The organism is Bacillus sp. FJAT-27251 (genome assembly GCF_001273925.1).
Classification (GTDB): domain Bacteria; phylum Bacillota; class Bacilli; order Bacillales; family Cytobacillaceae; genus Mesobacillus_B.
Genome location: NZ_LIGG01000001.1, coordinates 1156731 through 1174074, shown reverse-complemented (window position 1 = coordinate 1174074; position 17344 = coordinate 1156731). Strand labels below are relative to the sequence as shown.

General features: G+C 47.4%; 14 protein-coding genes and 2 tRNA genes. 2 read left to right on the top strand and 14 right to left on the bottom strand.

The features are described 5' to 3' along the window. Window positions 1-68: 68 nt before the first annotated feature. The 5 genes from hpt to spoIIE form a co-directional block, all read right to left on the bottom strand. A complete protein-coding gene (hpt, locus tag ADU22_RS05510) occupies window positions 69-614 on the bottom strand; it encodes a hypoxanthine phosphoribosyltransferase (RefSeq protein WP_053361276.1) in 546 nt (181 codons plus the stop codon). A 22-nt stretch (window positions 615-636) separates the two neighbouring features. Beyond that, window positions 637-2019, bottom strand: a complete 1383-nt coding sequence (tilS, locus tag ADU22_RS05505; protein WP_053361275.1) for a tRNA lysidine(34) synthetase TilS — start codon at window positions 2017-2019, stop codon at window positions 637-639. A 68-nt stretch (window positions 2020-2087) separates the two neighbouring features. Further along, window positions 2088-3050 (bottom strand): serine/threonine protein kinase PrkT, encoded by a 963-nt coding sequence (prkT, locus tag ADU22_RS05500; protein WP_053361274.1) that lies wholly within the window; start codon window positions 3048-3050, stop codon window positions 2088-2090. After that, the gene (locus tag ADU22_RS05495) at window positions 3019-3756 is read right to left on the bottom strand and encodes a VWA domain-containing protein (protein ID WP_053361273.1); all 738 of its coding nucleotides are present in this window, start codon (window positions 3754-3756) and stop codon (window positions 3019-3021) included. The genes prkT and ADU22_RS05495 overlap by 32 nt, the downstream gene beginning before the upstream one ends. Before the next feature lie 82 nt (window positions 3757-3838). Next, the gene (gene spoIIE, locus ADU22_RS05490; protein ID WP_053361272.1) at window positions 3839-6298 is read right to left on the bottom strand and encodes a stage II sporulation protein E; all 2460 of its coding nucleotides are present in this window, start codon (window positions 6296-6298) and stop codon (window positions 3839-3841) included. Between the two features lie 201 nt (window positions 6299-6499). On the opposite strand from spoIIE, the gene ADU22_RS05485 reads away from it, so the two are divergent. Next, window positions 6500-6573, top strand: a tRNA-Met gene (locus ADU22_RS05485). Window positions 6574-6854: 281 nt separating this feature from the next. Beyond that, window positions 6855-6926: transfer RNA gene (locus ADU22_RS05480), tRNA-Glu, on the top strand. A 494-nt stretch (window positions 6927-7420) separates the two neighbouring features. Here ADU22_RS05480 and ADU22_RS05475 read toward each other — a convergent pair. The 9 genes from ADU22_RS05475 to mfd form a co-directional block, all read right to left on the bottom strand. Further along, window positions 7421-7864 (bottom strand): S1 domain-containing RNA-binding protein, encoded by a 444-nt coding sequence (locus tag ADU22_RS05475; protein WP_053361271.1) that lies wholly within the window; start codon window positions 7862-7864, stop codon window positions 7421-7423. A gap of 112 nt (window positions 7865-7976) precedes the next feature. Beyond that, complete coding sequence (locus ADU22_RS05470; protein WP_053361270.1) at window positions 7977-8342, bottom strand: FtsB family cell division protein; 366 nt, start codon at window positions 8340-8342, stop codon at window positions 7977-7979. 15 nt (window positions 8343-8357) lie between these two features. Then, window positions 8358-8990 carry a spore cortex biosynthesis protein YabQ gene (gene yabQ, locus ADU22_RS05465; protein ID WP_053361269.1) on the bottom strand — a complete coding sequence of 211 codons (633 nt, stop codon included), beginning with the start codon at window positions 8988-8990 and terminating at the stop codon, window positions 8358-8360. Continuing rightward, complete coding sequence (gene yabP / locus ADU22_RS05460; protein WP_053361268.1) at window positions 8987-9286, bottom strand: sporulation protein YabP; 300 nt, start codon at window positions 9284-9286, stop codon at window positions 8987-8989. The genes yabQ and yabP overlap by 4 nt, the downstream gene beginning before the upstream one ends. Before the next feature lie 75 nt (window positions 9287-9361). Continuing rightward, window positions 9362-9628, bottom strand: a complete 267-nt coding sequence (locus ADU22_RS05455) for an RNA-binding S4 domain-containing protein (RefSeq protein WP_046525169.1) — start codon at window positions 9626-9628, stop codon at window positions 9362-9364. Window positions 9629-9642: 14 nt separating this feature from the next. Then, entirely contained in the window at window positions 9643-11100 is a 1458-nt protein-coding gene (gene yabN, locus ADU22_RS05450) for a bifunctional methyltransferase/pyrophosphohydrolase YabN (RefSeq protein WP_053361267.1), read from the bottom strand. Continuing rightward, window positions 11097-12707 (bottom strand): putative polysaccharide biosynthesis protein, encoded by a 1611-nt coding sequence (locus tag ADU22_RS05445; protein ID WP_053361266.1) that lies wholly within the window; start codon window positions 12705-12707, stop codon window positions 11097-11099. Before ADU22_RS05445 ends, yabN begins: the two co-directional genes overlap by 4 nt. Before the next feature lie 310 nt (window positions 12708-13017). Next, on the bottom strand, window positions 13018-13554 hold the full coding sequence (spoVT, locus tag ADU22_RS05440) for a stage V sporulation protein T (protein WP_053361265.1): 537 nt from the start codon (window positions 13552-13554) through the stop codon (window positions 13018-13020). Between the two features lie 253 nt (window positions 13555-13807). Continuing rightward, window positions 13808-17338 carry a transcription-repair coupling factor gene (mfd, locus tag ADU22_RS05435; protein WP_053361264.1) on the bottom strand — a complete coding sequence of 1177 codons (3531 nt, stop codon included), beginning with the start codon at window positions 17336-17338 and terminating at the stop codon, window positions 13808-13810. Window positions 17339-17344: the final 6 nt, after the last annotated feature.

Genomic DNA, 17344 nt, shown 5'->3' with positions numbered 1-17344 from the left:
AAGGAATTACCCTCGTCTGAAACGTTGGTCCCACTAAGCTTCAGACCGTTTTCCCAATCCAGCTTTCCCTACTCGCTTTTCGTGTAAACTTCCGGCTTCAAAACACCGATGTATGGAAGGTTCCGGTACTTTTCCGCATAATCCAGGCCATACCCGACAACAAATTCATCCGGAACGATAAAACCAATATAATCTGCCTTAAGGTCGACCTTCCTTCCAGTCGGTTTGTCCAGAAGTGTCACAATTTTAATGGACTTTGCTTTTCGATAACGGAAAAGTTCGACAAGATAGCTCAAAGTCAACCCACTGTCGATAATGTCTTCAAGAATCAGAATGTCCCTGCCCTCAACCGAAGTATCAAGATCTTTCAGGATCTTCACTTCACCTGATGATACAGTCGAGTTTCCATAGCTGGAGACATCCATGAAATCCATTTCCAAATAGGTATCCATTCTCTTCAGCAGATCCCCCATGAATGGCATTGCTCCTTTCAGGACGCCAATCGCTAGAGGAAAGCGGTCTTTATATTCTTCTGTTAGTGCAGCGCCGAGCTCCTTTATCTTTTCCTGAAGTTCAGCTTCTGTTATCAATACTTTTTCAATATCCTGTTTCATGGTCTGTGCCCCCTGGAAGAATTCATTGCCTGTATATAAGCTTCATTACTTCCTCTGTTTCTGCCCCGTCAGGTAGATGGCTTGACTTCTTCAAGCCTGGCAGCCAGAGGATGCGGCCATTGCGGTCTGTCACCACCGGCCAGCGGTCCCTTTCGGAAACCGGGATTTTTTTATCAATAAAAATATCCTTTAACTTCTTTGTACCTGCCATCCCTTTTAACGTCATCCGATCCCCCGGCTTCCTTGTCCTGACGATAAGCGGAAAGCCGGTTTCCCTGACACCAACCAGAAACGAGCCAGCGTCCGCGGGATCAAATGGTCCTGACTGCCAAAAAGCCTCAATCTGGCCTCCGCCTGGCAGCTGCACCAAACCCGGGCCATGAAGCTCCACGTAAAATGGCTTCCACTCTGCAGGATGGAGCTGGAAAAAGCAATTTCCGTAAGAGCGGGTAATTTTCAAACCATTTGGAAAGTCCAGCGTACCGGATGGGTGGGGATTGCATATGATTGAAAAGATGCTTTCAATATGTACAGCGGAAAGGGAAGAAGGGTGTTCTTCATATAGATAGTTTAATATTAGTTTAATCCCTCTTCTTTGTAAAGGCATTGGCATCTCTAGAAAAGGGCCAATATCCAGCGTTACTGCTTCCTCTGTTTTCTTCATTACTTTATTCATTTTGGCCGCAGTTAATTCAGCAAGATAATGTTCATCACTTTCCAATTCTTCACTAAAACGCTGAAAATGCTCATGGACCAGCGGGTTTTCCTGATGCAAAAACGGAAGGACAAACTTTCGGAAACGATTGCGGCTGTATGCCTCTTTCGTATTGCTCGGGTCCCTTCGCGGTTCAAGCTGGTGAAGCTTACAATACTCCTCAATCTCCTTGCGGGAAAGGCATAGAAACGGGCGGACAATCATCCCCCGGCCAAGCTTCCGTACAAACGGGATGCCAGCTCTGGCCTTCCCGGTACTGCCGCGCGTCAGTCTCATCAACACGGTTTCAACCTGGTCATCGCCATGATGTCCAAGTGCAAGGCATTGCAGGTCATGTTTTATGATCATCTCTTCGAAGAAGCTGTATCTCCTCTCACGGGCAGCCAGCTGGGGATTCTTCCCCGTCTCCCTGATGTAACGGGGAACATCCGAACGGCACATTTCAAAAGGAATGTTTCTTTGGTGACAGAAATCCCGGACAAACAACGCTTCCTGATAGGACTCTTCCCCCCGGAACATATGATCCATATGGAGGGCCATAAGGTAAATATCCAAAGGTTCCTGCCATTTCCACAGGAAATGCAGCAGAGCAAGGGAATCCGGTCCCCCCGAAACTCCTACAGCTATCCTTTTCCCTTTAAGCGAAAAAGAATGCCTCTCCAGAAAAGACTTTACTTTTTGTTCAATCATTTTTTTGCTCTTCCTTCTGCAGATGATATCTCTATTATACGGACAATCTTGACGATAGTTTCAACTATTTAATGAATTTGGACATAAATATAAAAAAAATAGAGCATCGATATAACGGTGATAATCAGAAGCGTTTCCCCAAAACCGCCGCTTTTTTTCTGCTGGCTGCCTGCGCCCCTTGCTGTCCTTGCAGCTGCCCTTTTGGAATCGGCTGCTGCCCTCTTTCTCCTGGCGGGCTGAAGGACCTGCAGGATGCTGCTTCTCATTTCTGAAGCTGACTGATAGCGTCCGGTCAAAGCCCCTTCAATGACTTCGGCATACTTGGCCAGTTCGCTTTGCCTCACAAGCGGCATAAGCTGGTCCAATCCTCCCCCTTTTTTGGCAAACCGCTTTGGGTAGGCTGTGTTGACCATCACCATGGCAACCGCAAACAGGTCATAGGCTTCATCAGCCTTCCTGGAGCCCAGGCCCCAATAGCCTCTGTCAAAAAACTCGGTGAATTCCTTGATCGCCCTCCCCTTTAAGGTGGTTCCTCCCACGTCAATGCAGCGGACTCTTGGAGGGGGGCCGGTCACAATCAAATTTTCAGGCTTTAAGTCACCAAAGACCCAGCCATTCCTATGTATATCCTCCAGGTCGGATAAAAGCTGCAGGGTGAGCACTCCCAGCCAATCGGTGCCTTTCTGCTGAATGAATGAAAGCAGGTCAGGACCTTTAATAAATTCCATGACATAAAAGCTCGTCCGTCCCCCCCTCTGCTCCCAGTCGTCTACATCCAGCAAAGAAGGCCCAAGGGCAGATCCCTGGACCTTGGTAAAAGATTTTAATACATTCACTTCCGATGTGATGGAAGAAGCATTGTCGCTCATCTTCAGTGCAGCCTGTCCGTCTGCTGTCCGAACGAGATAAACGACTCCATTTGCCCCATAGCCAAGCTGTTTGATGACCGTATAATGCTGGCCGTGCCATTTTCCGCGAATGGCTGTTCCCTGGGCGAGGTTACACAGACTCTTCATAGAATGATTCATCATCACGGGAAAGCAGGCTCCTTAACGATCGTTTTTTCTCAAAATAACTAATGGCTTCCCTAATCGCCGGCCCTGTGGGCGTAATGCCCCCGACAGCCAGCTTTGAAAAAACAGATGAGAGAGATTCAAGCCTTGGCGTCCAATCAAGCAGCATCTCGACCTCCTCGCGTTCCCCAGGGAAGGCAAACACTGTAAACCGGTTATCGCCACTGCGGGCATTCAGGCTCAAACTTAAATCAAGCAATGCTTCCTTGACGGTTGGCAGCTTGTGTTTCATGCTTGCACTTGTATCGACCAGGACCAGCACTTCAAGCTGCACCGTTTCTCCCAGTTCCTCCACCACTTCCATGATTTCACCGCGTTTTTCCGGCGGCAGGTCCTCCATCGTCCCTGCCCCGCCCAAAATTTGTTTGAGCTCGCGGTTCACCACACCTTGCAAGGTCTGGGTCATCGCTTTCCTGGTCACCATCTGGACCGTCTGTGACAGCTGCTGGGCATAGACAATCTGGCTGACTCCGCCTCCAGCCATCGCAATGCCGTCGATTTCCTTTAGTCCCTGGTCATCTATGACATCCTCTTCCATAACCCCGATGACATTGATGGTAATGCCCTGCTCTTTAGCGAGGGCAGCCATTGCAATCGGATCTTCACCTTGATTGGAGCAGCCGTCCGTGATCAGCAATACTTGCTTTAAAGTCCCCGTTTTCATTGAATCTCCCTCCAAGTCCTAATTTTGTTACCATTTTTGACCTGGAGGGGAATAAATATACTTTTTATACATAAAATAAACGTTATGCCTGCTTTTGTACCGGGATGGAGGCCCACTTTGGAATATTGTGATTGATTTTTGCGACCACCACGGTCATGTCATCTTCAATCAGCCCTGAGCGCGAACGGATCACTTCTTCCATGATTAAATCGGCTACAGCCTGCGGGTCATCGGTCTGCAATTCATGAATTTTGCGTTTCATCCACACATCATAGTTTTCCACATGTTTAGGCCCTTCAAAAACGCCGTCGCTCATCATGATCAAGAGGTCTCCCGCCTTCAGCTGTTCACTTACGACATCCACTTCGAATTCCTGGAGGATTCCCATTGGCAGATTGCTGGCCTGAATTTTATGAACCTTGCTTCCGCGCTTGATAAAGCTTGGCGTTGAGCCGATTTTCAGAAAACGGGTGGAAGCATTCTGGAGGTCAATCATCGCCAAATCGAGCGTCGAGAAAATCTCATCGGTTGTCCTTAATGAAAGAATGCTGTTAACCGACTTGATGGCCACCTTTTCTTCAATCCCGGATTGAAGGATCTGCTGCAGCAGCAGCAAGGTTTCCTGGCTTTCCGAATGGGCCCGTTCGCCATTTCCCATCCCATCGCTGATGGCAATCGCAAACTTTCCTCCTCCCAGCTCAATGGTAGAATAGCTGTCCCCGGAAACAAGGTCGCCGTCCTTGGCGGCATGGGCCACACCTGTCATCACAACGTAGGCCTTGGCCGACCTGAAAGTTGCATGGCAGAATCCATTCGGAAAGGATGCACACTCTTCGGAACTGACCACAATCGTCTCACCTAGTATGTCTGACAGCATTGGAGCGATGATTTTTTCGCATTCACCGTGGCCGCGGCAATAGGGGATCGTCATATCGATATCCACATTTCCCTGTTCAAGGCTATAAATTTCGACATGTTCAATCTGGAGTCCGAAATCCTGAATCGCTGATAAAATCTGCTCCTCCTGCTTATGATGGTTTTCACGCTCCCGCTGTATCTCTTTCGCGAAGTCTTCCATTACCTCGGAAACGCCAAGAAGCTGGTCCGCCACAAGTTTCCGGCTTTCCTGCACCTGCTTTTTGAGCTTGCGGTTTGCCTGGTAAAAAGTTAGCTGCTGCTGCATGATTTCAAGGACTTTCTTCGACCGGGTGCAATGCTTGTCCCACTCTCTTGTTAGCCGGGGAGACACCGCCCCTCCCTGCCCGTCCATTTCATGCATAATGTCACGCATATAGTCATAGGTTGTATTAAAGTTCCTTGCCCAGCAATGATCTTTTTTAAAGCATGTTTGACAAGTCTTTTCGGTCACATTGCTTAAAAAATAATCTAGCTCGCGGTCCGCATCTTCCCCGTCCGTATGGGCCTCCATTGTCGAAAAACTTTTGGATAAGGCCTGAAAAACATTGGAAAATTGCGAAACCCTGCGGGCCGTGACATCCCTGATCTTCCTCATATATTGCTGCTGTTCTGCCGAATACTCGGGCGTGCCCGGAATATGTTTCGCAATCCTTGAAGTTAATGAATTTGGGGTCAGCAAAAAGAGCAGGATGGCAGCAGCAGATTCAAGAACCGACTTGCTCAAGGTACCACCAGCTTCCCCATACATGCCAATCAGCAAAGTGGCAATCATCAAACCAAGTGCTACACCAAACTTTTTCCCTTCCTTCAATAGCCCTCCCAGCAAGCCTGCAAATGCCAGAAGGCTCATATGGTAAAAACTTGACACACTGGCCAGGCTGAAAATCAGGCCGGTTACGACTCCAACTGTGGAGCCGACCGTAGCACCAGCTACAAACGAAAACACAAGCACAAGATAACGGGCCAATGTGTGTTCCACCGAAACGTCATAGACCGTCCAGCCAATGGTGCCGGTCATCACAGATGCCAGCATGATGATCAGGCAGACAATTTCCTCCGTCTTTAATGAAGGCTTCCGCTTCCCGGCCGTTAAAAGCGGGATTCCCTGCAGGAAGATAAACGTCAATATCAGGCCCAACCCTGCTTCAATCCCTGCCATCGCACTTTCATAGACAGTCATGTTCCCGCTTGTCACAAGGATTTTCAGCATCTTACCTGTTAAAATAGTGATAAATACAAGGAAGGGAAGGCTTGTCAGTTCATTTTTTAGATATTTGGACGTCAGGCGATAGAGCAGGAGATACAGAAAAATGGACCCAAGGGTAAACGCCGCTTCCACTAGGCCCAATGTAGCAGCGCCAGCTACAAGGCCAATGAGGGCAAGGGGGGCGCGGTCCTTTCGGATATAATAAACAGCGGCGAAGAAGGGGAGGCTGAATGGAGTCAGCTGCGCGAGGATCAAGGCCCGGCCAAGCAGGAACCCAATAATCAGAAAAAGATATCCCTTCTTCAGAAAGACGCTTTCGATTTTCATCTGCAGTTTGGCACCTAAACCCGATAGGTCAAACTTTGGCTTTATAACCTCTCTTATCGGCTCAACGATATTCCTTTCCGCATTTTGCATTTGATCCACTCCCTGCATTTTTTTCATTATTTTTCATTATAAAAGGATAATTATCAGAATTTTGTCAAAAATAAGGACAAGTCGCTCACTTTCGTTCGACTGATTCCCAGTTTTGTCCCGACAAATTTCTTTGTAATTCTTATTGACATAAATCCATTCGCTCGGTATTATATATCTTGTGCCTTAACAAAGGCGAAACATGGCGGTGTAGCTCAGCTGGCTAGAGCGTACGGTTCATACCCGTAAGGTCGGGGGTTCGATCCCCTCCGCCGCTATACAGAAAAGCGGAAGGCGCCCGTTTATCGGCGACCAGCACAAGGCGAGCCGGCAGGAAGGTTGCTCTTTAACCTTTCGGACGGATTGACTTGTGACTCGAGCCGATGGCGCCTGCAGCTGGACAACGAAATGCGGAGGCGACTGCCCAGCCCCGACAAGCGCTGGAGGGCCGGCAGGTGAAGTCGTTCTTTGACTTCATCGGACGGACCGAAGCGATTCGAGGGGCTAGGAGCCGAAGCTGGACATCACGAAAAGCGGAAGCGCCCGCAAATTTTATCATGGCCCCTTGGTCAAGCGGTTAAGACACCGCCCTTTCACGGCGGTAACACGGGTTCGAATCCCGTAGGGGKCATCCCAAAAGCACTGGACTTGTTCCAGTGCTTTTTTTGCATGCACAGAAGAATTTTATTATTGTCCAATTGGCGAGTTGTCTTACGCTTTAATGCAGTACTCGGTTTAAACGCCAAGACCTGGTCAATTTAATGCTAGTACTAGGATTATATTGACTGCTTTAAACCTAGTACTGGCATTATACTTGCTCTTACCAGCATTAAAACCCCGCTAACCAGCATTATAATAACCCTTACTGGTATTAAAGGTATATTTAATACTAGTACTCGCATTATCATATACCCAAATAGGTATATAAATAGCGAAATAGCTACATATGAATGAGTCATTTTAAATAAGAACCGCCCATTTTGATTATAAAACCCCGCCCCATCTACCATAAGGCTGCTAAATGCAAACATTTTACCGAACAATTATCCCTTTCGGATGATATTAAAAAAAGACAAGCCCGCTCGACTTGTCTTTAAGGATATCTATATTATGTTCAGCAGCAAGTTACCCTCTTCTGGCTCCTCTGCCGCCGCGCTTTGATTCAGTATGGCGCTTCAGGGATGTCAGGCGGTCTTCACTGTCCTTTAGAAACTTAGCCATCTTTGATTCAAAGTTTTCCGGGCGGCTGTTGCGGTTATCATTTGTCCTTCCATGGCGCGGGCGCTGGGAGTAGGGCTTAGAATCCCTTTCCGGGCGGGCTGGCCTCTCCGGTCTGTCGATTGCCTTTTTAATGGATAAACCAATTTTGCCGTCTTTCTCAACATTGAGGACTTTAACCTCAATTTGATCGCCGACTTTCAGGTGGTCGTTAATGTCCTTGACATAATTATCTGCGACCTCGCTGATATGGACAAGCCCTGTTGACCCTTCCGGCAGCTCCACAAATGCTCCGAAATTAGTGATGCCTGTTACCTTCCCCTGTAACTTGCTGCCTACTTCGATTGACATAAAAAGAATGTTCCTCCTTAAAGAATTAAAAAATCATGCTTGCTGTATATTATACCGAACATGGAAAAAGAGTGTCAATAAGCCATCGCTTCAGCCCTTTTTTCCTGTTTTTCTATGGAAGGCTGAAGATGATTTCCCCTTTTTCCGACAGGAAATAATCCCTTCTTGCCAGTTTGGCAATATACTCTTCATCATTCAATTTTACGATTTCTTCTTCGAGAATCTCTTGCTTCTTCTGCAAATCGGCCAGCTCGCTTTCCCGCTCTGCCTTTTCCTCGATTTTTTGTTCAAGGGCGGATGTCTGCGATATAAAGGTAGAAACCATAACGACGGAAATAACAGCAGCAAAGACAAAAAAGACTGCGAGGCGCCTAAATAACAACTTTCGCTTCCTGGTTTCTGCGATTCCTGCTAACTCACTTTGCTGTACATACTGGTTCTCCAATTTTGCGATTTTGCGTTTTTTAACGGCACTCATTCCMCGCGGTCCTCCTTATTTTTTTATGTTTTTCACCTTGTTTATGACCTTATAAGTGTATTTCTTGAGCCGATGGATAAATCCTGCCATTTCATTATATAATCTCTCGACGCTTTTTTTAATCTTTTTCGGCAAAAGCTTCCAAAAAAGTGTAAAGAGCAGCTGAAATGGTTTCCAGGCTACCTTTAGTACCCACAAAGAAATCGCCCAGGCTGTTTTCCCCAAAAGTAAAAGGCCCTTTCCCGCCAACAGCAGCAGGGAAAGGATCGATAATCCCAAAAAGCGAAGCGGACGAAGAATGAGGGTACGGACAATGCCGACCATGATCCGGTATGTCGAAACAGCAACGGAAATCAGCCATTCAAGCAGTTTCAGGTATAGACGTCTCATCAGGCTCTGATAGGCGGCAAACCCGCATAAAAGAGCCAAGAAAATATAAAAACGCAGCTCTCCCTGGTTAACCGAGAAAAGTACATAAAAAATGGACAGCCCCTGGTACACCCAAAAAAGAACATCATTGATGAACACAATCCAGGTTTTTCGCCTTTGCCTCTGCAGGAAGCGGTTATACGTATCCAGCGAGACACCGAACAGGCTGCCCATTCCAATCATGGCGAGCATGGTGATGAATTGGGTGGTAAGCGTCATCGAAACAGCTTGCTAAAGAATCCTTTAGCCTTCTCCCCATGCTGGTCATCCAAATAGACCAAGTTAAAGACTTTTCCCTTAATTGAGACAATCCCTTTATCCACATCAAGGTTCTTCATCTGCAGATTCTGGCCTTTGATTGCCAGAAATCCCATAACTGTTTCCAGGAGGAACTCTTCGTTATCAAAGCTCTCTACCTGTTTTACACCGGAAATCTCAAGCGTGCGCCTTCCTCGCATGATGACATCATGGTCAGGAGTGCTCTTTTGGTTGGTTGATTCATAATATTGGCTCATGTTTATCCCCCACAATCTCTTTATACAGAGTTTGTACATATGTATGTTGGTAGGGGGATAAATAGAACAAGCCTGTTATTCTGTATCGTTCAGCCGTTCTTCGCTGACAATGGTGTACATCTCCGCTGCTTCTTCTTTGCGGGAATTTTCCTGGATTCGATCAATTTTGGCGGTCACTTGTCTTTGGCCAAAGCGGATGGAAAGCTCATCGCCCACTTTGACATTGGTGCTCGCTTTTGCCGGAACTCCATTCACAAGGATCCTTCCCTGATCGGACACTTCCTTTGCCATTGTTCTTCTCTTTATCAACCGGGAAACCTTTAGAAATTTATCCAATCTCATTTTCTTTAAACCTCCTATTTCTCCTTTTCTTTTGCTTCCTCCCAAAATGCATCCAAATCCTCAAGCGTATAGTCTGAGAATGGACGATTGCTTTCCGCAACTTTTTGTTCAATGTATTTAAAACGGCGGGTAAATTTCTGGTTGGTCCTGAACAAGGCTTCCTCAGGATCTATTTTATAATGCCTGGCCACATTGACGAGGGCAAACAACAGATCGCCGAATTCCTGCTCCTGTTCTTCTTTATTTTTACCGCTGACTGCTTCCTCAAACTCACCTATCTCTTCTTTTACCTTGTCAATGACCGGTTTGATGTCTGGCCAGTCAAAGCCAGTCTTGGCCGCTTCCTTTTGCAGCTCTGCAGCCTTTAGCAATTGCGGCAGGCCCTTTCCCGCACCTTCAAGCAGGGAGGCAGGTGCACTTCCTTTCTCCTGCTGCTTAATTTGCTGCCAATTTTTCAGTACGGCTTCCTCATCTTCCGCCACTGTATCTCCAAAGACATGAGGATGCCTGCGCACCATTTTTTCCGATATACCCGCTATCACATCTTCAATGGAAAAATAGCCGTCATCCTCGCCAATCTGGGCATGCAGCATCACCTGCAATAGAACATCGCCCAGTTCTTCCACCATATGATCGATATCTTCATTGTTTATTGCCTCTATTAATTCATATGCTTCTTCAATTAAATATTTTTTCAATGACATGTGGGTCTGTTTTTTGTCCCAAGGGCAGCCATTCGGCCCGCGCAAATCTGCAATGATGCGGCGCAGTGTCGAAAACTCGCGGTATTGGGCCTGTTCAGATCCTACAGGTGGAACGTACACGGAAGTAAGGTTATTTACCTCTGTTTCATGATCCAGCTCGTACAGAGGAACCCAGGCGATTTTTTCTTCACTGCTTCCGGCTGCGGTCACAATCGCAACCATATATTCATCAGGCAGCTTTTCCATTAAAGTCAGTTTAACGTCCGAGGCAACAAAACGGTCATACACCTGGCCGATAATCATATGGCTGCCTATGGCAAGCTGATCCTTGGAGAGACCAGTCCCGTCAAGAAGCTGGAAACCTTCAATTGGATCGACTTTCAGCGCCTGGAAAATGGCATCAATAAAACTCTGGCCTCCGCCAATTTTGATTTCAATCCCCCGCTCAGGCCCTCTTTCCAATAACAGCTGTACAGACCGTTCCGCCACAAGCGGGTGGCCTGGTACAGCATAGACAATTGCTGACTTTTCCGCTTCTGCCAAAAGGGTTTCGCATATTTCTTCATACACGGCAGGAAACTCGCTGTGCTTTTCATAAATATGGTCAAAGGACAGAAAGCTTGCACCCTCCTGCTCAAGCTGCGCAACAACAGGATGTTCCTTTGTCCTTAGATAAACGGTTTGGCCCCCTATCAGCTTCTTATAAACGCCGAATGGGATTTGCTCCAGATCTCCGGCCCCAAGACCGAGTACTAAAATGTTTTTCATATCTTCTCTCCTGTCTTGTTTGGCAAAAGAAACAGAAGCTTGCTGCCAAACGGCAGCATCAGCAGTTCCGCTTCACCCAATGCCTTTGTTCTTATGACAATGATTATATAGATCGCTGCACCCAGGAAAACCGCGCTGACGGCCTGAATAGCCGACACCAGCCTCAAGGGCTGCAAGTAGAATTCAAGGTAGGCAGCAAGTTCAAGGTAAAAATGAAGAAAAACCCCCATGGACCCGGCAGCAAACAGGATCTTTCCTATGAACAGCGCAGGGAGAACGCGCTGCCCCACAGCACTCCGCAGTTTCCATATCGATACGCCCATCATGGAAAATAAGGAAATGAGGGATGCAACAGCAGCTCCCATCGTGCCATGCAACGGAACTAAATATTGGTTTAAACCATATTTTAACGCGAAACCTGTCAAAATCAAAACAGCAGGGAAGTATAACCGGTTTAGCCCCTGGAGGACACCCACAAGGGTAATTAGGACGGTTGCTGGAAGAATCATTACACTTAATACTGCCAGAACTGCGGAACCATCAGCATTTTGGAACAGCATTACATTGGTTGGCTCAATAATGCTGAAGAGCCCCGCCGCGGCCGCGGCCCCAATGAGCAGGCTCATCTGAAGCGCAATCCGCACATGCTTAACCACATATCCCTTCCGGCTTTCACCCGAAATGGCCGGGACCAGTGATAATGCAATCGAGGTTGCTGCCACGGCCCCCAGCTGGATCAGCGGCTGGCCGCGGTCAAAGATGCCTTTGGCTGTTTTAGCCTCTGGTGCCTCCATAATGTGCAGCAGCTGCTGATAAAGGTTAAGGGAATCGGCCAGCTGCATGAGTATGAGCACCATCCCGCTTATGCTTACCGCGAACCCTTGAAATGCCAGCGCCTTAAAGACGGCTGGCGCTTCACTCGCAAGTTCCTTTGGTTTAAGGGCGGACCCGAAAACATGATGGCTGTTCCGCAAAAAAAAGAAGCACAGTATCCACAGCCCGACGAGCCCTCCGGTCACTGAACCGAATACCGCTGCGCTTCCAGCCTGATATAACGAGTATTCCCATTTAACCAACAGGAACGAAAGCGCAAGGATGGTTACAACCCGGACAAACTGCTCTCCTACCTGGGAATAGGCAGTGGGGATCATATTGCCTCTTCCCTGGAAATACCCTCTCATAACCGCCGTGAAGGGCAGAATCAAAAACGGGAAGGCCATAACCCGAAACAATCTGGAAAGCTGGGGATCTCCCATCCAGGCAGCCATCATTTCGGCGCCAAACAGGAAAGTGAAAAAAAGGAGTATTCCAAGCAAAGCGAGAAAAAACAGGGAAATGGAAAGCAGCCTTATCGCCTTTTCCTGATTCCCTTTTTTGAGCTCATCGCTGTAAAGCTTGGAGATGATGACCGGGAATCCGGTGGTCGACAAAACGAGCATCATCCCATAAAAAGGATATACCTGCTGATAAATATAAAAACCAACATCCCCCACAATGTTTTGAAAGGGAACCCGGTAGAGCGCACTCAAAATTTTTGTAATTAGGGCGGCCGCTGTCAGGATCATTGCTCCCCTGAACAGTTCGTCCGCTTTTAAAACGGGCTTCATAGCCAGCTCCTTCCATGGAAGAAAGTATCTCAAGTATTATAATCACAATGGTTTGATTTGGCAATCAAAAGGGAGAAGGCGGAAGGGCAGCATTTGAACTGGTCTTGCTTACGGTGCTCCTTCATTCGGACTTCAGCCCGGCATTTTCCTACGTTCCTGTCCGAATGCAGCCTCTATTCGGACTCGCCCCCCCACTTTTCCTCTTCTCCTTTCCGAACGCAAGTCTGCTGTATAGATAACAGCGGGAAATACAGCCGTGTCCAGGAATACCAAAAAAAGCGGCCCATGGCCGCTTTTTTTAATTATTGTATTATTGCTCCATCTGCCTGGCAAGGAAACCTGCCGCTGTTTCAACTGCTTTTTGCTCTACTTCTCCCAAAGAATTTTCTTTAGAGAAGATGATTACCGCTCCAATAGGGTCTCCATTCGCGATGATTGGGCCAATGGTATAAGCGGAGATGGTATCTTCATTACCGTCCGAGATTGAAACGGTTCCTTGCTGGTTGACGAGGACTGAGCTGCGCTCTTCCATTGTTTTTTCAACGAGTTCACTAATATTCTTATTCAAATAGTCTTTTTTAGAGCCTCCGGCAACAGCAATAAAAGCATCCCTGTCACAGATGAGGACAGGATTTCCAAGGCTGTCGTAAAGCGCCTCTGCATATTCTTTTGCAAAATCGCTCAACTCGCTGATTGGGGAATATTTCTTCAGAATCACTTCCCCATCCCGGTCCACGAAGATTTCCAGTGGATCTCCCTCTCGGATTCGAAGTGTTCTGCGGATTTCTTTTGGGATAACGACACGACCTAAATCATCGATACGACGAACAATACCAGTTGCTTTCATCCAACGTTGCCTCACTTTCATCTGATGATTGTGTTACTGGCAGTGGTGGTCCTCAAGTTAATTTCCACCTTTGCCAAGATTGAACTTAGTATCTTTCATATGGAAAGTTCTATTCACAGACTAGAAATTTTTCTCTTGAGTGATAAACATGCCAGAAACGGATAATCCTTCCATTAGCTTCCACTCTTTGAAATACCCTTGTCTATTCTGTTTGAAACACTTTCCAATTTACAGTTTTGTTACAAAGCTGCTCTTAAGATACGGAGTTCTCCTCTTTAACAGAATCATGCAGTCCTTTGACCATTTCGAAAGTAATGGCGAACCACTGGTTTTGGTCCAGTCCCTTTGTCTGGATGACCATCTTCAGTTTCTTGCCTTCCATTCCTAATCCTACCTGGCGGCGATATTGATTGCTGATTTTAAAGATTTTCTGGCCATCGACCCGGCTGCTTCCATCCTCGGAAAGCAGGATGGTTATTTCCTGCTTGCTCTGCTTGACGGATTCCACTCCGGCCATGCCGGCAAAGATTTTAAGTTCAGCCACATTAAAGAGGTTCAGCACCTCGTCAGGATAGTCGCCATACCGGTCTACCATCTCTTCCTGCAGCTCTTCGATATCCTTTAACGTCTCCAGCGCGCGGAAACGCTTATACATCTCGATTTTCTGGTGTCCATCCCTGATGTAGGCATCAGGAATATAGGCATCCACTTCAAGGTCAATTTCAACGCTTGGCCTGGTTTTCTGTTCATGTCCAGGCTTGCGTTCTTCGATTGCCTCCTTAAGCATTTGAGAATAAAGGTCGAAACCGACAGAGTCGATGAATCCGTGCTGTTCGGCCCCCAGAAGGTTACCGGCACCGCGGATTGACAAGTCGCGCATCGCAATTTTAAATCCGGAGCCAAGCTCGGTAAACTCCTTGATTGCCTGAAGCCGCTTCTCGGCGACTTCTGTCAGAACCTTGTCTTTCCGGTACGTAAAATAAGCATAGGCAACGCGGTTGGAGCGGCCGACACGCCCTCTCAGCTGGTAAAGCTGGGACAGGCCCATTTTATCTGCATCATGGACAATCAGTGTGTTCACATTGGGAATGTCCACGCCGGTTTCAATGATTGTCGTGCTGACGAGCACATCATATTCGCCTTCGAGGAAGCCCAGCATGACCGATTCCAGTTCGTTTTCCGTCATCTTCCCATGCGCATAGGTTACCCTTGCGTCGGGAACAAGCATGGAAATCTCCTCTGCCTTCCGCTCGATGTCTTCCACCCGGTTATAGAGGAAATAAACCTGGCCATCCCTTGCCAGTTCCCTTTCAATCGCTTCCCGGACCAGACCACCATTGTATTCCATGACATACGTCTGGACAGGGAACCGGTTTTCAGGAGGAGTTTCGATAACAGACAGGTCACGAACACCAAGCATCGACATATGCAGGGTTCTTGGGATTGGAGTGGCTGTCAAGGTAAGGACATCTACGTTTGTTTTCAGCTGTTTGATTTTTTCCTTGTGCGTAACGCCAAAACGCTGTTCTTCATCAATGATCAGCAAACCAAGGTCACGGTAGGTAATATCTTTTGAAAGAATCCGGTGGGTGCCAATCACAATATCGACCGTTCCAGTTTTGAGTCCTTTTATTGTCTCATTTTGCTGCTTGCGGGTGCGGAATCTGCTTAACAGTCCAATATTGATCGGGTAGTCCTGGAACCTTTCCCTTATCGTCTCATAATGTTGCTGGGCAAGGATGGTCGTCGGGACAAGGAGAGCGACCTGCTTTCCATCGGCAATCGCCTTGAAGGCTGCCCTGATCGCCACTTCTGTCTTGCCATACCCAACATCCCCGCACAAAAGGCGGTCCATTGGCCGCTCATTTTCCATGTCCTTTTTGATTTCCTGGATCGACCGGAGCTGGTCTTCTGTTTCCTGATACGGGAACGAGGTTTCAAATTCCCGTTGCATATCGCCATCCGGCGAAAAAGCATAGCCTCTGCTCGCTTCCCTTTCGGCGTAAAGCTTGATCAGGTCGTCGGCGATATTTTGGACCGAGGACTGAACCTTGCTTTTCACACGTTTCCAGTCGCTGCCGCCAAGCTTATAAACCTTAGGCTCCTTTCCTTCCGAGCCTACATACTTTTGCACAAGGTCGATTTGCTCGACTGGGACATACAGCTTGTCTGTTCCCTGATAACGAATATGAAGATAGTCTTTATGGACACCATTAATGACCAGTGTCTCAATGCCCAGGTATTTTCCAATCCCGTGGTTGACATGGACGACATAGTCGCCCGCTTTCAACTCGGAATAGCTTTTGATCCGCTCAGCATTGGACAGCTTTTGGCGCCGTGCCGACTTCCTCGTCTTTTTATTGAAAAGCTCTTCCTCGGTTATTACGGCAATCTTTTGGATCGGCATTTCAAATCCGGTGTTCAGGCTGCCCCGCAGAATCTGCACTTTTTCCGGCAGCAGTTTGTCTTCCTTGACGACAAGGGCTTCCATTTCATAATCTTCGAGAACACGCTCAAGCTTGTGCATCCTTTCCTCATCGGCTCCAAGGAACACAATCGTATAATGGCTCTTTTTCCAGCGCTCTATCTCGCCTTTTAAGACATTCATCTGCCCATGGAAATTCTGCATCGGCTTGCATGATATATTAATAATATTTTGCGGATTGGTGTTCGGAACATGCCTTAAAAACAAGCTCAAATAAACAATATGATGCTTTGTTTGCTGCAGCAGTTCGGGAAGGTTATGGGAAATCTTCAGATCATGGATGATTTGCCCTTCCCCAAGCAGACTGGTGTACCATTCCGCTTCCTCTTTATTGAGGGATTCGTTCATTTCCTGAACTCGTCCAATTTCATCGATGAACAGCATCCCATTATCCGGCAAGTAATCTAGCAAACTTTGAGGCTGGCCATAGGCAATCGACAAATACTTGAATAATTCATCAGGCTTCTGGCCATTCCTGAATTGTTCCAGCTCATACCCGATATTTTGGGACAGCTGTGTCTTTGCCTTATCATCCTTAAGTTTCTTCAGACTTGAGGACAGTCCTTTTTCAAGGCCGGCAATCAGCCTGTCGGCCATTCCTCCATCAAGCAGATTCTCGGCTGCAGGGCCGATTGACACCTCGTTCAGCTTTTCCTTGGAACGCTGGTCCTCCAGCGAGAAGGTACGGATGGAGTCTACTTCCGTGTCAAACAATTCAATCCTCAGCGGATCAACGGCCGTGAGGGGGTAAATATCGATAATCCCGCCCCGGACACTGAATTCACCAGGTGCGGCGACCAGCTCGGAACGGATATAGCCCATATCCACAAAGGTATTTAATACTTTCTCTACTTCAATATCCTCGCCAACAGAAAATTGCAGCTGAAATTCACTCCAAAGCTCTTTAGGAGGCAATATTTTTCGCAGTCCCGCCACAGGCGCTACCACAATGCCCTTTTTTCGGCTCGCCAAATGATTGAGAGCCTCAATGCGCTGTGCCCTCAATTCTGGTGAAGAGATGCTTAATTCAGCTGCAATCAGTTCATTGGCCGGATAAAGATAGACCTCTTCTTCCCCAATAAGGCCAGCCAGGTCATCATATACCTTTTGAGCCTGAAGCAGATTATGTGTGGCCACCAGCACCGGCCGGCCTGTTCTTTCATAAACAGATGCTAAAAAAACAGTTCTTGCCGAGCCTGACAGACCGGCTACCAACTGTTCTTTCAACCCTTCTTCCATACCAGAAACAACAGAATGTATATCATCCTGCTGATTAAAAAGAGCTTTCAGCCCTTGCATCCCAAC

Bases quoted from the DNA above. Each gene is read 5' to 3' on its own strand.
- hpt (WP_053361276.1), bottom strand. From the start codon at position 614: ATGAAACAGGATATTGAAAAAGTATTGATAACAGAAGCTGAACTTCAG.
- tilS (WP_053361275.1), bottom strand. From the start codon at position 2,019: ATGATTGAACAAAAAGTAAAGTCTTTTCTGGAGAGGCATTCTTTTTCG.
- prkT (WP_053361274.1), bottom strand. From the start codon at position 3,050: ATGATGAATCATTCTATGAAGAGTCTGTGTAACCTCGCCCAGGGAACA.
- ADU22_RS05495 (WP_053361273.1), bottom strand. From the start codon at position 3,756: ATGAAAACGGGGACTTTAAAGCAAGTATTGCTGATCACGGACGGCTGC.
- spoIIE (WP_053361272.1), bottom strand. From the start codon at position 6,298: ATGCAAAATGCGGAAAGGAATATCGTTGAGCCGATAAGAGAGGTTATA.
- ADU22_RS05475 (WP_053361271.1), bottom strand. From the start codon at position 7,864: ATGTCAATCGAAGTAGGCAGCAAGTTACAGGGGAAGGTAACAGGCATC.
- ADU22_RS05470 (WP_053361270.1), bottom strand. From the start codon at position 8,342: ATGAGTGCCGTTAAAAAACGCAAAATCGCAAAATTGGAGAACCAGTAT.
- yabQ (WP_053361269.1), bottom strand. From the start codon at position 8,990: ATGACGCTTACCACCCAATTCATCACCATGCTCGCCATGATTGGAATG.
- yabP (WP_053361268.1), bottom strand. From the start codon at position 9,286: ATGAGCCAATATTATGAATCAACCAACCAAAAGAGCACTCCTGACCAT.
- ADU22_RS05455 (WP_046525169.1), bottom strand. From the start codon at position 9,628: ATGAGATTGGATAAATTTCTAAAGGTTTCCCGGTTGATAAAGAGAAGA.
- yabN (WP_053361267.1), bottom strand. From the start codon at position 11,100: ATGAAAAACATTTTAGTACTCGGTCTTGGGGCCGGAGATCTGGAGCAA.
- ADU22_RS05445 (WP_053361266.1), bottom strand. From the start codon at position 12,707: ATGAAGCCCGTTTTAAAAGCGGACGAACTGTTCAGGGGAGCAATGATC.
- spoVT (WP_053361265.1), bottom strand. From the start codon at position 13,554: ATGAAAGCAACTGGTATTGTTCGTCGTATCGATGATTTAGGTCGTGTC.
- mfd (WP_053361264.1), bottom strand. From the start codon at position 17,338: ATGCAAGGGCTGAAAGCTCTTTTTAATCAGCAGGATGATATACATTCT.